Origin of the sequence: Enterococcus sp. AZ179, from assembly GCF_050498885.1 — a bacterium.
In the GTDB taxonomy this organism is placed as follows: Bacteria; Bacillota; Bacilli; order Lactobacillales; family Enterococcaceae; genus Enterococcus_D; species Enterococcus_D entomosocium.
Genome location: NZ_JBMHEO010000001.1, coordinates 3,014,459 through 3,028,352, shown reverse-complemented (window position 1 = coordinate 3,028,352; position 13,894 = coordinate 3,014,459). Strand labels below are relative to the sequence as shown.

General features: G+C 44.8%; 11 protein-coding genes and 2 other annotated features. Of the genes, 2 read left to right on the top strand and 9 right to left on the bottom strand.

Annotated features, from left to right (window positions below):
* Positions 1-59: 59 nt before the first annotated feature.
* Genes trpA through trpE form a run of 7 tightly spaced genes read right to left on the bottom strand, consistent with a single transcriptional unit; the run spans position 60 to position 6,468 of the window.
* Positions 60-836 carry a tryptophan synthase subunit alpha gene (trpA, locus tag IGI88_RS14155; RefSeq protein ID WP_005235298.1) on the bottom strand — a complete coding sequence of 259 codons (777 nt, stop codon included), beginning with the start codon at positions 834-836 and terminating at the stop codon, positions 60-62.
* Positions 833-2,026, bottom strand: a complete 1,194-nt coding sequence (trpB, locus tag IGI88_RS14150; protein ID WP_008378520.1) for a tryptophan synthase subunit beta — start codon at positions 2,024-2,026, stop codon at positions 833-835. The genes trpA and trpB overlap by 4 nt, the downstream gene beginning before the upstream one ends.
* The gene (locus IGI88_RS14145) at positions 2,023-2,670 is read right to left on the bottom strand and encodes a phosphoribosylanthranilate isomerase (RefSeq protein ID WP_142437088.1); all 648 of its coding nucleotides are present in this window, start codon (positions 2,668-2,670) and stop codon (positions 2,023-2,025) included. The genes trpB and IGI88_RS14145 overlap by 4 nt, the downstream gene beginning before the upstream one ends.
* Entirely contained in the window at positions 2,667-3,425 is a 759-nt protein-coding gene (trpC, locus tag IGI88_RS14140) for an indole-3-glycerol phosphate synthase TrpC (RefSeq protein WP_142437087.1), read from the bottom strand. The genes IGI88_RS14145 and trpC overlap by 4 nt, the downstream gene beginning before the upstream one ends.
* Positions 3,426-3,451: 26 nt before the next feature.
* Positions 3,452-4,486 (bottom strand): anthranilate phosphoribosyltransferase, encoded by a 1,035-nt coding sequence (trpD, locus tag IGI88_RS14135; RefSeq protein WP_429960688.1) that lies wholly within the window; start codon positions 4,484-4,486, stop codon positions 3,452-3,454.
* Positions 4,434-5,081, bottom strand: a complete 648-nt coding sequence (locus IGI88_RS14130; RefSeq protein WP_260605067.1) for an aminodeoxychorismate/anthranilate synthase component II — start codon at positions 5,079-5,081, stop codon at positions 4,434-4,436. The genes trpD and IGI88_RS14130 overlap by 53 nt, the downstream gene beginning before the upstream one ends.
* Positions 5,062-6,468 carry an anthranilate synthase component I gene (trpE, locus tag IGI88_RS14125; RefSeq protein WP_142437086.1) on the bottom strand — a complete coding sequence of 469 codons (1,407 nt, stop codon included), beginning with the start codon at positions 6,466-6,468 and terminating at the stop codon, positions 5,062-5,064. Before trpE ends, IGI88_RS14130 begins: the two co-directional genes overlap by 20 nt.
* 58 nt (positions 6,469-6,526) lie before the next feature.
* Positions 6,527-6,772: a binding site (T-box leader), on the bottom strand.
* A 66-nt stretch (positions 6,773-6,838) separates the two neighbouring features.
* Positions 6,839-7,051: a binding site (T-box leader), on the bottom strand.
* An 812-nt stretch (positions 7,052-7,863) separates the two neighbouring features.
* On the opposite strand from trpE, the gene IGI88_RS14120 reads away from it, so the two are divergent.
* Entirely contained in the window at positions 7,864-9,315 is a 1,452-nt protein-coding gene (locus IGI88_RS14120; RefSeq protein WP_005235280.1) for a helix-turn-helix domain-containing protein, read from the top strand.
* Positions 9,316-9,331: 16 nt separating this feature from the next.
* On the opposite strand, the gene IGI88_RS14115 is transcribed toward IGI88_RS14120, so the two are convergent.
* Positions 9,332-11,896 (bottom strand): HAD-IC family P-type ATPase, encoded by a 2,565-nt coding sequence (locus IGI88_RS14115; RefSeq protein WP_429960687.1) that lies wholly within the window; start codon positions 11,894-11,896, stop codon positions 9,332-9,334.
* 269 nt (positions 11,897-12,165) lie between these two features.
* On the opposite strand from IGI88_RS14115, the gene IGI88_RS14110 reads away from it, so the two are divergent.
* Positions 12,166-12,504 carry a RidA family protein gene (locus IGI88_RS14110; protein WP_429960685.1) on the top strand — a complete coding sequence of 113 codons (339 nt, stop codon included), beginning with the start codon at positions 12,166-12,168 and terminating at the stop codon, positions 12,502-12,504.
* Positions 12,505-12,574: 70 nt separating this feature from the next.
* Here IGI88_RS14110 and IGI88_RS14105 read toward each other — a convergent pair whose 3' ends face one another.
* A complete protein-coding gene (locus IGI88_RS14105; protein ID WP_429960684.1) occupies positions 12,575-13,741 on the bottom strand; it encodes a glycerate kinase family protein in 1,167 nt (388 codons plus the stop codon).
* Positions 13,742-13,894: the final 153 nt, after the last annotated feature.

The following is a 13,894-nucleotide window of genomic DNA, read 5'->3' as shown; positions in this document are numbered from 1 at the left end:
AATACTAGTTTTCTCATAAAAAAAGAACCCAATTCGGGTTCTTTCCTTCACATTGTTTTCTATGGCTTACCAACAAGTTCTGCTAACAGCTCACTGACTTTAGGCAGTGGCTCGTTTTGTAGCGCTGCTACGATTTTTGAACCGATCACTACCCCCTCACACACACTGGCAAAGCGCTGCACATCTGCGTGGGTCGAGACCCCGAAACCAGCTAATACTGGAATCGGACTTTTTTCCGAAATGGCTTGCAAATGCTGATCCAGCTGTTCGTTGTATTGGCGATCTTCTCCAGTGACACCGTTCACTGTCACAGCATAAACGAATCCTTCCGCGTCTTCGATCAGCGTCTGAATTCTGTCTGGAGGACTGGTCAAAGAGACCAGTGTGATCAGCGCGAGATCCGCCGCATCAAAAGTAGGGGTTACTAGTGATCGATGTTCAAAAGGTAAATCTGGAATAATCAACCCTTTCACATTTGTCGCTTTTAACTCATTTGCTAACTGTTCAATCCCATAATGAAAGAATGAATTGGCATACCCCATCAATACCAGTGGAACCTCGGAATGGATTGTTTGCAGCAAAGCAATGATCTTTTTTAAAGTGGTCCCATTGGCTAATGCCTGCATTCCAGCTGCTTGGATGACCGCTCCATCTGCGACTGGGTCTGAAAAGGGCACGCCGATTTCAATGGCGGCTGCGCCATGTGTCGTCAACAGTTCGATTTCTGCTGGCAGGCGTTCCAGTCCGTTGGCACCCGCCATAATATAAGGAACAAATAGTGGCTTGCCTTGTTTTTGGCGCTCCTTTAGTTTCATCGTCAATGTTTTGCTGGTCATTTCGCTGCTCCTTTCCGGTCTTTGATTTGTTGAACATCTTTGTCCCCTCGCCCAGACAAGCAGATCACTAAGCGTTCTTCGGGTGTCATGATTGGGGCTAGCTTTAGGGCATAGGCAACGGCATGAGCACTTTCCAAAGCAGGAATAATGCCTTCGATTTGAGACAAGAGATAAAAGGCGTCAACGGCTTCTTCATCAGTGACAGCGAAATACTCCGCTCGCTCAATCTCCTTCAAGTAAGAATGCTCGGGACCGACCCCTGGATAATCCAAACCAGCTGAAATCGAATAAGGTTCGATCACTTGCCCATCATCGTCTTGCAGCAGATGCATTTTGGTACCATGTAAAATACCGATACTGCCTTTCGTCAAGGTCGCCGCATGCTCAGTAGTATCCACACCTTTCCCAGCTGCTTCAACGCCAATCAAACGAACGGTCTGATCATCGATAAAAGGGTAAAACATTCCCATCGCATTGCTGCCGCCACCAACACAAGCAACGACTGTCGTCGGTAGTCGTCCTTCTTTTTCTAATAGTTGCCGTCGTGTCTCACTGCCAATCACACTTTGAAAATCTCGAACGATCTCTGGAAAAGGATGCGGACCGAGTACGGAACCCATCACGTAATGGGTGTCCTCGACGGTTGCGACCCAGTAACGCAGCGCTTCATTGACAGCATCTTTCAATGTCTGATTGCCTGAAGTGACTGAAACCACTTTTGCTCCCAACAATTCCATTCGAAAGACGTTTAGTGCTTGCCGCTGAACATCTACCGCACCCATAAAAATCGTGCATTCCATACCGAACAACGCGGCCGCAGTCGCTGTGGCGACGCCATGCTGTCCAGCACCGGTCTCCGCTACCACTTTCTTTTTCCCCATCCGTTTTGCTAATAAGACTTGGCCAAGTGCATTATTGATTTTATGGGCACCCGTATGATTCAAATCTTCTCGCTTCAGATATATTTTGGCACCGCCTAAGTGTTGTGACAAGCGCTGTGCATGATAAAGGGGGGTCTCTCTTCCTACATACTCTTGCAAATATTCCTGTAATTCTGCTTGAAAACTTGCGTCCGCTTGTGCTTCACGATAGACAGTTTCCAATTGCTTGACTGCATACATCAATGTCTCTGGCACAAACTGCCCGCCAAAAGAACCATAAAATCCTGCTTCTGTGGGATACTGAGTCATCTTTTTTTCTCCTTTACTATATGAATAAAATGTTCGATTTTCCGACTGTCTTTCTTGCCCTGGGTTTCCACGCCTGAAGAAACATCGACAGCATAAGGCCTAAAAAGTTGGATCGCCTCTTCTACATTTTCCGCGTGCAAACCGCCAGCAATAAAAAATCGCTCAGACAACGGCAACGGTTTTCTCGCCGCTTTTTGCCAATCAAAGGATTGGCCGTTGCCGCCAGCATAAGGGTGATCTCTTACTGGAGCGTCCAATAACCCAAAATCTGCATCGCAGCTTAGGAAATCTTGTTCTAAAGTCTCTGCTTCTCCATCAAAGGCTTGGATCACTGCGATCTTTTGATGCGCAAAAATGCCTGTCTGGATGGCTGTTTGCAAAGATGGCAGAACCTTTCCATGGAGCTGAATCGCTGTCAGTTGGGCGGCTTGAATTGCCGCTTGCACTTCTTCAACACTTGGAGAAACGAAAACCCCGACTTTCCCTACATTTTCGGGTACTTGCTCCGTTATCTTGCGGACTTGGGTCGGATCGATTCTCCGACGGCTTTCGGCAAAAACAAAGCCAAGGTAATCTGCTCCTGCATTGATGGCAGTTTCGACATGCAGGCGTTCGGTGAGTCCGCAAATTTTCACTTTGGTCATCGGCGGCTCACCTGCAAATCTGCCGCTGTTTCAGCAATTCGATTGCTTCTCATCAACGTTTCTCCAACGAGGACTCCATGATAAAACGGTGCAAGCTGCAGCACATCTGCGGCAGTTCGAATACCAGATTCACTGATATAAACCGCCTCTGATGGCTGAGGTGCTAAAGCAACACTGACATCCAAGGAAACGTCAAAAGTTTTTAGGTCACGATTGTTGACGCCGATGATTTTGGCACCTAATGCTTGGGCTTGTAGAAATTCAGCCGCATTATGAGTCTCAACGAGTACTTCCAACCCTAGTGCTATTGCCTCTTGATGAAGTATGGCTAAGCGTTCTGGTTTTAAAGCGGCCACGATCAATAAAACAATACTGGCACCCGCATTCTTGGCGCGAATCAATTGTTTTCTGTCGATAATAAAGTCTTTGCATAGTATAGGCACCGAAACGGCATTACTGACTGCTTCAAGATCTGCCAGCGAGCCTTTAAAAAACTGCTGGTCGGTCAAAACGGAAATCCCGCTGACACCCGCGGCTTCATAAGCTTGCGCTTGTGTGACTGGGTCGATTCCTTGGTTGATGTCTCCTTTTGAGGGTGAAGCACGCTTGATTTCAGCAATGAGGTGCATTTTTTGTGGTCGGTCCTTGACTTGCTGATAAAATGATGGACGTTTCGCTACGACCTTTTCGATTTCTTGTGGCATCGCGGCAACTTCTTCAACTTTTTCCTGGATGATCGTTTCTAAAAAATCCATGATTCTCCTCCTTACAGCTCTCGTAGTTAATGGCTATTTGACTGACGAATCAGCATCTGCAGTTTGTCGTAGGCCGCGCCCGAAGCGATACACGCTCGTGCCATCGCAAAGCCTTCCGCTAAGGTGGCGGCTTTGCCGTTGGTATAAAAGCCTAACCCTGCATTTAAGACCACTGTCTCTAGATAAACGGAAGGGTGATTTTTCAAAACTGCTGTTAAGATCGCGGCGTTTTGAGCCGCATCTCCGCCGACGATCGCCTCGATCGGTGCTGGCGTAAAGCCATACGCTTGCGGATCCAAAGAAAAATTCGTCACCTTTCCTTCGTGATAAAAACTGATCGCCGTTTCACCAGCCAAATTGGCTTCATCCATCCCATTACATCCATGGATCACCATTGCTCGTTGCCGACCAAGACTGCCTAACGCCTGAGCGGTGTCTACCAAGCTCTCGCCAGCGTAAGTACCGATCAGTTGCGTAGTCAACGGAACAGGATTGATCAAAGGGCCTAATAGATTAAAAATCGTTGGTGTCGCTAATTCTTGCCGTATTTTCATCACTGCTTTCATGTCCGGATGCAACGACGGGGCGAAGAGAAAAGCGATGCCGACTGTCGCTAATAGATCGGCGATTTTTTCTGGTGATGCTTGAATTGCCACCCCCAAGCATGCTAAGACATCGGCACTGCCTGAACGACTAGAGATACTGCGATTGCCGTGTTTTGCCATCGTGATTCCCCCAGCTGCTAAAACGAAGGCAGCCGTAGTGGAGACATTAAAACTATTGGCGTGGTCGCCACCAGTGCCGCAATTGTCCATGGTGTCTCCTCCTTCATAAGGAATGGTCACGGCATGCTCTAACATAATTTCTGCTAAAGCAGTCAATTCGGCAGCTGTGATGCCGTTGATCTTCATCGCAACTAATGCTGCGCCCAATTGACTTTCTGAAAACACCCCGCTTAAAATTCCTTGAGCAAAGTGACGCATCTCCTGATAACTTAAATGACGGCCATTAAATAATTGCTGAGTGATTTGTTGCGGCGGCTGCTTTTTTAGTGCTTGCATTAAAGATTCCTCCTTTTTTCATCTTGTGTTTTTCTGTATTATCCGAGACGAGTTTAAGAAACTGTTCTATGAAAAATGCCCCCTCGTTTGTTCCCATTGATTCTGGATGGAATTGGAGTCCTACGATTGGTTTTTCGCGATGCTGAATCGCCATGATGATCCCTTCTGTTTCAGCCAACACCTCAAATTCCGCTGAAAGTGTCGCTGGCTCAATGACAAGCGAGTGATAGCGCATGACAGTCATGTCTCCTAGGTAGGTTTCGAATACGCCTTTTTTCTGATACGTAAGGGTCGATTGCTTGCCGTGCATAATAGCTGGTGCTTGGACCACTTTGGCACCAAACGCTTCACCAATGGCTTGATGACCTAAGCAGATGCCTAAAAGCGGCTTGCTATCATGGTATGTTTTGATCAAAGAAATCATGAATCCTGCCTCTTCGGGACGGCCTGGTCCCGGGGAAAAAATGATGCCATCTGCTTCTTTAGCAACAATAAAAAGCTCTGGATCGTCATTTCGCAAGACGATCGTATCCGCTGGACATTGCTGGACTAAGTTATACGTAAAGGAATCATAATTATCGACGAGTAAAATCATTGGCTGACACCTCCAATAGTGCTTTGGCTTTGTGTAATGTTTCTTGGTATTCAGATGAAGGATCAGAATCATAAACGATCCCCGCCCCTGCTTGGACATAAGCGATCTCGTCTTTCAATACCAATGTCCGAATCCCGATGGCAAAATCCGCTTGATCATTTCGTGAAAAATAACCAACTGCACCAGCATAGACCCCTCTTCGAACAGCTTCCCACTGATAGATGCGAGTCATGGCACGAATCTTTGGTGCCCCGCTGACCGTGCCTGCTGGCAGGGTTGCTTTCAAGGCATCCATTGCCGTCACACCTGCTCTGCGCTTGGCAGCCACTACCGAAACGATGTGCATGACATAGCGGTATTTCTCGATCACCATGTATAAAGGAACATGAACCGTCCCATGTTCAGCGATCCGCCCTAAATCATTGCGCCCAAGATCGATAAGCATCTGATGCTCTGCACGTTCTTTTTCATCTGCCAATAGTTCATTTGCCAAAGCTTCGTCTTCTGCTTTGGTTGCACCTCGTTTGCGGGTACCAGCGATCGGATTCGTGGTGATTTCGTCGCCTTGAACGCGAATCAGGCTTTCAGGTGAGCTACCAATCACTTTAAATCCGTGATCGAAATCAAGATAATAGAGATACGCGGAAGGATTTGTCACTCGTAGTTTGCGGTAATAGTCAAAGGGCTCTTGTTTAAATGACGCTTTCAGACGTTGCGAAGGAACGACTTGGAACATGTCTCCCGCCGTAATTCGGGCTTTCGCCTCTTGAACGATCGCTTCAAAGGCTTGCTGTGTGACATTGCTGGTAAAATGCAGTTTTTCGTTTGACAATACACGGGTCTCAGCGGCGACTGGTGTCCTTAACTGCTGCTTCACTGCTTGCATTACCTGCTCCATCTCGACGGTTCCTCTTTGGCTATAGCAATTTTCAAGAATGATCGTTAAAGTTTCCGTCTGATGGTCCAAAACGAGAAAAGTTTCGAAAAGCCAAAAGGCCATATCAGGCACTTGCAATTCATCTGCGGGCAGTTGTCCGATGTCTTCATAGCAAGCGGCGATATCATAGCCCGCATACCCGATAGCCCCACTTTGCAGCGGTAGATTCGGTAAAGCGCTAATTTCCTTTTTGACTACATACCCTTCCATTTCTTTTAGAGGGTCCTGACACGGGTACTTGTTGACCGTTTTTTTCAAAAGATCCTCCACTTGAAAAACACCATCCTTAAAGGTCATTTTCTGAACGGGATCAAAGGTAAGGATCGAATAGCGTCCGGTATCTTCTTCTCTGGGAATACTTTCCAATAAACATTTATGCGCCCCTTGAATCCGTAAAAAAACTGAGACAGGTGTCAAACAATCGCTGTTGATTCGTTCCATTCGATACATAAGCTGCTCCTTTCTTTGTAAACAAAAAGCCCTCAAGCAAACGCCATAAAAACGTCTGCTTGAGGGCGAATGATCGCGGTACCACCTCAATTGAAGTTGCCCAAATAAACAACTTCTTCTCTATCAACCGTCTAACAACGGTCTTCCTCTATAACGGGAGTTCCCGCATTTTCCTACTGCCAAAAAAGGGTTCAAAAAATGATCGGCTAAGGCCATTTCCTTGATTTCTTGGTGCCGGACTCTCATCACCGCCGACTTTCTGTAACCAAAAAAGACTCAAGTACTTCTCTTAGTTTGATTTTACGTTTATTTTTTTATTGTTTGAAGGGCAAGAAAAACAAAAAAGCCCTCAGGCAAACAAACTTGTCTGCCTGAGGGCGATTACTCACGGTGCCACCTCAATTGGTTCTCTAGATCGTCTATCAACGATCGTTCTCTGTAACGGGAGTTCCCGGAAAAAGCCTACTGATTTCAGCCTTTCGACACAAAAGTCCATTTCTGAAGCGTCAATCTGCTGATTTGCACCACCATCAGCTCTCTGCAAGACGAACGTCCTCATACTTCTCTTTTGTTTAGTCTTAATGAGTTATTGGTAGCTATATTACGCGGCTTTTGTTGATCTGTCAACAGGAAAAAGCGAATTTTATTTTTTTGGCTCCTTTTGACAAAACAAGAAAACATCCTGCAACGGTTTGTCTTAACCAAAATGACGACACACTCTTTAGGCCAAAAATGCCCTTCACTTCTTTCAGATTACTTAATTATAGTTGCTGATCCATTTAAATAATATTTGTTTTTTTATAACCCTTACGTGAAGATCAAGCTACGAAATATTCGCTATCTTTTACCAAAAAATCGACATTTACCCAAAATTTTCATGACATCATGAAAAAACAGAATTGTTATTCAAAATATTATTCTATATGATTGAACCGGATATAAGAAAGGGTGATTAAATGCACATAGACAAATTATATTTCTCCACCTTTATTTATAAAATGAGCTGCTTAGAATTTACTTACTCTCTCATTCAATCCAATGAGAAAAATGCCGATTTATCAGAGGAAGAACAAGCAGAAATTGAATGGATCATCGACTCTGCTCTCCATCGAAAACTCTACGCCTCTCGCAAAAAGAGTCTTTTTTCCTCAAAAATAAAATTATCGAAAGAAAGTTATTCTTTGTATTTGCGAATGAAGAAATACGAACATATGATAGACCTCTAACCGTTAAAACACATAAAAAACCTCATTCCTTTAGACAGTTACTCAGAAGGATACCCATTCCATCTTTTTTAATAGAAAAACATCATTCGGTGAATTGGAAATAGCAAAACTTGCCTTTTTCGTATAAAATCAAAAAGAACACGAAAGACTCAGAAAGGAAGTTTTTGTCATGGATGGGATGATGAAAAAAATCATTACCGAGAAGGATTTATTACGTCAGATCCTTCTCTTGGAACAACTGGCGAATCACAAAATGATCACTGCCAAGCAACTAGCAAAATTGATCGATACGACGGAACGAACGGTTTTTTCTGATATAACCTATATTCGTCAACAATTACCCGAAGGTTGGCAGATTGAAGCCGCCAGTAATGGCTTTGCTTTGACCCATGATGGGCCATTGTTGATGAGTCAGCTATGGGAAACGTTTTTCCCTCAATCAATCGGTGTTTCTTTAATGAAAGCATTGCTTTTTTCCAGCGAACTTAGCACGCAAGAAATTCTTGGCCAAGCGGGAACTTCCTATGAAACTTTGCGGCGGCATATTACAAAATTAAATAAAAGTTTGACGGATTTTTCCTTACGGATTCGCATCACAAATCGCGTGATCCGCTTTGAAGGAAGTGAGATCAATATTCGGGTCTTTTTCCATCGACTTTTACTGCCTTATACCCATAACAATTACTTTTTTGAGGAATATACAATTCATGAGTCCCACTATCAACATTTTTTACAGCGTCTGGGCAAAGATAAACTCCAAATCGACGTAGAACAAATCTTCGGTACTTGCTGGTTTTTTATCAATACAATCCGTATCAAGGCCAATTGCCGCATGGATTCCTTCGAATTTAATGGGGATGATCCCCTCTACGGTCTTTTCCAACAGCCATTAAGTTATCTCTACCAAAAAGAAGGCGTATATTTAGAATGCAGCGAACACTTCTTTAGCTTCTACTGTTTTTTAGAAAGCTGGAACTACAATAACGATTGGTCCCAAACGATTCAAGCGACTCTTGAAACGTATCAAACCATTCACGATAAAACGACCCATTTTGTCGAACAATTAGCCCGCTCGTTGCAGCTACCTCTCGCTAGCGGGACGCAGCTGATTGAGAATCTGTTGCTGCTCTTGATCAAAACGCAAGAGTCTGCCAAACTCTCAGAATGGTTTGGGTTAGAATTTCACGAGATCCAGCGCTTGAATCAGCCCTATTCGCTACCGATAGAAGCAACGATCCATGACTTTTTAGAAGAACAGACAAACAGTCAAAGGGAAACGAGTTTTCCTTTATGGTCAACCACCACCTTGTTGATCCAACAGGCTATTTTACAAATCAACCCTATCCGGGCAAAGGGATACTTTATCTTTCAAGGGGAGCCAGCATGGAAAGCTTACCTTATGCAAGAATTGAATGACTTTCTCGGAGCACGTATTCTGCTATCGGCGATCGAACCAGGTCAACTAGAAGGGCTATCGGCAACCGACGTTGATTTTGTTTTGTCAAACTTCCCATTAGATGATGCCCCTGTCCCAGTCTTTTATTTATCGATGGTACCGACCAAAAATGAGCTCAATCAAGTGACTGAGCTCATTCAAACCTATTATTTAAGTTATCACTAGAATCATCAAGCTGCCTTTATTGTTTCACTGGGGCAGCTTTTTGACGTCCTTGCAGCTTGTTTGTAATAAATTTCTCACCTTCGACGACTGTGAAAAGAAGTGCCCCGTTGGCTGCAATACTCAACTGCTGCATCAGCGTCAAAGAACCGATCCCTAAAAGCTGGTGTCCGATAGGTGTTAGGAAAATCGCTGCCTGCAATACAATCAGTAGTGCCAGGGAGACTAAGAGTGCTTTATTGGCAAAGAGTTGGCGATTCAACGCCGGCTTTACCAGCTCACGACAGTTCAGTAAGTAGACTGCTTGAGCAAAGACGATACTTTGCAGTAGCATGCTTTGTTGAAGGACCGTTCCTTCAAACTGAATCGCTAAGACGTAGGAAGGAATCATGATTAACAGCGAGACATAGAAGATGCGGAACAGACTGTACCAAGATAAGATACCTTCTTTGATTGGCCGTGGTGGTCGATTCATGACATCCGCACTTGCCTTTTCAAAACCGAGTGCGTAAGAAAGCGTGATGGTTGTCACCATATTTACCCATAAAATTTGTACAGGTGTCAGTGGCAGTGGTCGGTTCAACAAGAGTGCCGCAATAACGATCAATCCTTGTGCAACAGCCGTTGGTAAGAAGAAGTTGATGGTTTTCTTCAAATTATCGTAGATCCGTCGACCCACTCGGACGGCATTGGCGATCGTATGAAAATTATCGTCTGCCAAAACCATATCGGCTGCTTGCTTCGTTACTTCACTGCCTTTGATCCCCATAGCGATCCCAATGTCGGCTTTTTTCAGAGCTGGTGCATCGTTTACACCATCGCCGGTCATTCCGACAATCTCTTCATTCGCCTGCAAAGCACTAACGATCCGTAATTTATGCTCTGGGGTCGTTCGAGCAAAGATATCTGTCTTTTGGACTGCTTGCTGCAACTCCTCCTCAGACAGCAGATCGATTTCCAGCCCTTCCAACACGTGATTCGTGTGCTTCAATCCAATTTGCTTGCCGATAGCTTGAGCGGTCTTGCCATGATCTCCTGTGATCATTTTGACTTGGATGCCCGCTTGCAAGCACTCTTTTACTGCTTTGATGGCACTGTCTTTCGGAGGATCAATGATGCCAGCGATCCCAACAAAGGTTAAATTGATGAGTGCTTCGTGGGACAAGGACTCCTGTGCCGACAGCGTCAGATGCGCAAAGCCGATCAGTCGCTGCCCTTTCGCTGCTAATTTTGCACTTTCATCAAACCACCATTGCTTTTGATCTGAAGTCAGTTGGCTTTTCTCAAGCAACACTTCGGGCGCACCTTTGACAAACACTACCGAGTCATTCGGCTCTTCTTGATTTTGATGGCGTGTTGCCATGTACTTGTAAGAGGAACTAAAAGGAATTTTATCGACTGTTTTACGCAAGGGTTGCTGCGCTAATTCTGCGTATTGTAACAAGGCTTTTTCGGTTGGGTTTCCAACGAGTTCAGCCGCCTTTTGTCCTTCGTCTTGCTTCAAATCTTGACAATTTGCCATGATATCAAGCACCGTTGCTTTATCCACGTTTGACTCAACTAAGACATCGACGACCGTCATTTCATTTTTGGTCAAGGTTCCTGTTTTGTCTGAACAAATCACCGTCATGGCACCTAGTGTCTCCACTGATGGCATCGTTTTGATGATTGCTTGCTCCTCAGACATTTCCTTGACACCCATCGATAAAATCATGGTCAGCACGGCTGGCAAGCCCTCAGGAATCATTGCTACAACTAATGCGATACCTGATGAGAACAAGAGATCAAGATCAAAGCCGTAGCGGAAGGTAGTAAAGAAGATCAAGAAAATCACTAATCCGATAATGCCTTTAAAGATTTGGTGATTCAATTGCTTCATTTTTTTGATCAACGGGGTTTCTTGCGCTTTCACAGACTGAATTGCTTGATTGATCTGGCCGATTTGTGTATCGTCTCCTGTTTCAACGACGATCCCGCTGGCAGTTCCGCTTTCTACATGGGTACCAGAAAACGCCATGTTCCGCTGGTCACCAATCGTACTTTCTTGAGTAATGGGTTCGGTCTTTTTTTGAACTGGCTCAGATTCGCCGGTTAAGATAGACTCTTCAATCACAAGATCATGGGTTTCGATCAAGCGCATATCTGCTGGTACGACATCTCCTGGTCCTAAAACGACTAAATCTCCGTTTACTAAGGAAGAAACAGCAATTTTCTTCTTGCGGCCATGAACATAAATTGTTGCTTCTTGCCCCATGAATTGCTTCAACCCATCCAGTGACTCTTGGGCTTTACGCTCTTGCCAGTAGCCGACTAATCCATTGATGACGACGACCGCCATAATAATGCCGCTTTCGATATAATCACCCGAAACCCCTTTTAAGACGGCTGCGACGATTAAGACCAACATCAGTAAGTCTGTAAAATGCTTGCCGACTTTCTTCCATGTAGGGATCTGCGCAGCCTCAGTAATTTTATTTTCACCTTGCTTTGCTAAACGCTGGTTGCGTTCTTCGGAGGAAAGGCCCTGCCGTGTTGTTTGCAACGTATGTAATAGTTCTTCTGTTGTGTTTTTGTACCAATTCATATTTTTTTCCTCCTTGTTTATTTATTTGATCTGAACATAGTATAAGACATTAAAACCATAAAATTCTGGCGATAATTTCAGTGGAGCCTGAAAAAAATGAGTGTTTTTATTAAAGGGGAAGGGCGGCTTCGTCCCGTGGTTTCACAAAACCAACAGAAAACGTTTGTTGATTGTTTTTGCAGGTGTAATCAAGTAAACTAAGACACACCCAATCAATTGCTATCTGTCCCCATCATCCAAAGGTAAGATAGAAGAAAGGAGCCAAATAAATGGCAATCTATACCGATACAAAAATCGCTCAAGGACCTTTTCTTTTCATTTCTGGTCAAACGCCGTCACAAGACGGAGCCACACCTGAGGACCCGCAAGAGCAAACAACCATCGTTTTGAAGAAAATCGAAGAGCATTTATCAGCCAATCAACTGTCTTGGTCATCAGTGGTTAAAATGACCGTCTTTTTAACGGATGCTGCATACTTAGCTGCTGTCCGTACGGCGTTTATAACTATTTTAGCAGAAAACAAACCAGCCATGAGTCTCGTCATCGTTGCCGGCTTGGTTGCCCCTGAATTTAAAGTGGAAATTGAAGCACAAGCCACCTTGGCTTAAAAAAGGCGCAACACCAAAAAACTTCGTACTGGCGATTGCCTTCCCTACGAAGTTTTTTGGTGTTTGCTTCTTATTTGGTTGGAAAATCAGTGCCTTCTGAAGGAACTGATCCGGTCTTTTTTTGCCACTGCTCCACAAAGCCCGCGATGGCTTGAGCAGTCTGTTGAGCATTAATCAAGGTTCGCTTTTTTTCCATCGCTTCTGCCAAGGAAACTGGTCCTTGTTGGATACTGAAGACTGTTGGAAGCAATTGCGACAGTTCGCCGAGACGTTCGGTTCGGGAGCCACAGATTGCAACAATTGGGAGTTGGCGTTTTTGAGCGAGCAAAGCGACACCATAGGGTACTTTCCCCCTAGCTGTTTGGCCATCGATACGACCTTCACCGGTGATCAATAAGTCTGCTCCTTTGATTTTTTCCTCAAATCCAATCAAGGAAGCAATCGTCGAAAATCCCGGAACCAACTGACCACCTGCCAAATAAACCGCACCACCAAGGCCCCCAGCTGCACCAGAACCAGGGACTTCCAAATCGATCCCCGTGGTCCGCTTGATGTGTTCAGCCAAACGCTTTGCTTGTTGATCCAACTGCTGGATCGTTTCTTTGGTTGCCCCTTTCTGTGAACCAAAAACTGACGCAAATCCTTGTTCACCTGAATAAGGATTTGTTACATCGGCTAAAGCAAACAGGTCAATTTGTGCAAGCAGAGGGTTCAACTGGCTGAGCTCCAGAGATTCTGCCTGCAGCAAAGGATTGTTTTCCATTCGCTCGTTTCTTTGAATGGTTGCTCCTAACGCAAGTAAAAAGCCTACGCCCCCATCAGAAGTGCCGCTACCGCCAAGGGTCAGGTAAATCTTTTTCACTCCTTGTCTGCAAGCTGCTAAGACCATTTGGCCTAAACCAAAAGAAGAGCTATTGCGGGTGGTCTCGTCACTAGGTTCCACGAGTTGCAATCCGATCACTTCCGCAGATTCAATCAAAGCGATTTTTTCTTCATTGATTTTTGTGACCAACATACGGGCTTGCAACTTACCACCTAATGGGTCGGTCACTGGAACCGTTTCGTAATTGCCTCCAAACGCAGCAAAGACTGCTGCCATTGAGCCTTCTCCCCCATCAGCGATGGGAATACTACATTTTTCCCACTGGTCTGAAAACCCGCTTAAGACCGCTTGATTTAATTCTGCGGAAGTGGCGCTTCCTTTGAAGGAATCAATCGCTGCTACAATTTTCATCATTCTGCCTCTCCTTCTAGATCATCTCTTTGCCAGAGATGGGGGCACCTACGTTAATAATCAACCTATGGTTAATCAAATCAACCAAAAGTTAACTAGTAATCCATTGTAAGTTATCCCTTCTCCTCTTATGATAGAAGTATATCAAACAAACCT

What these genes read in the sequence shown, in the direction of transcription:
- trpA (WP_005235298.1), bottom strand. Translation starts at nt 836, where the DNA reads ATGACCAGCAAAACATTGACGATGAAACTAAAGGAGCGCCAAAAACAA.
- trpB (WP_008378520.1), bottom strand. Translation starts at nt 2,026, where the DNA reads ATGACTCAGTATCCCACAGAAGCAGGATTTTATGGTTCTTTTGGCGGG.
- IGI88_RS14145 (WP_142437088.1), bottom strand. Translation starts at nt 2,670, where the DNA reads ATGACCAAAGTGAAAATTTGCGGACTCACCGAACGCCTGCATGTCGAA.
- trpC (WP_142437087.1), bottom strand. Translation starts at nt 3,425, where the DNA reads ATGGATTTTTTAGAAACGATCATCCAGGAAAAAGTTGAAGAAGTTGCC.
- trpD (WP_429960688.1), bottom strand. Translation starts at nt 4,486, where the DNA reads ATGCAAGCACTAAAAAAGCAGCCGCCGCAACAAATCACTCAGCAATTA.
- IGI88_RS14130 (WP_260605067.1), bottom strand. Translation starts at nt 5,081, where the DNA reads ATGATTTTACTCGTCGATAATTATGATTCCTTTACGTATAACTTAGTC.
- trpE (WP_142437086.1), bottom strand. Translation starts at nt 6,468, where the DNA reads ATGTATCGAATGGAACGAATCAACAGCGATTGTTTGACACCTGTCTCA.
- IGI88_RS14120 (WP_005235280.1), top strand. Translation starts at nt 7,864, where the DNA reads ATGGATGGGATGATGAAAAAAATCATTACCGAGAAGGATTTATTACGT.
- IGI88_RS14115 (WP_429960687.1), bottom strand. Translation starts at nt 11,896, where the DNA reads ATGAATTGGTACAAAAACACAACAGAAGAACTATTACATACGTTGCAA.
- IGI88_RS14110 (WP_429960685.1), top strand. Translation starts at nt 12,166, where the DNA reads ATGGCAATCTATACCGATACAAAAATCGCTCAAGGACCTTTTCTTTTC.
- IGI88_RS14105 (WP_429960684.1), bottom strand. Translation starts at nt 13,741, where the DNA reads ATGATGAAAATTGTAGCAGCGATTGATTCCTTCAAAGGAAGCGCCACT.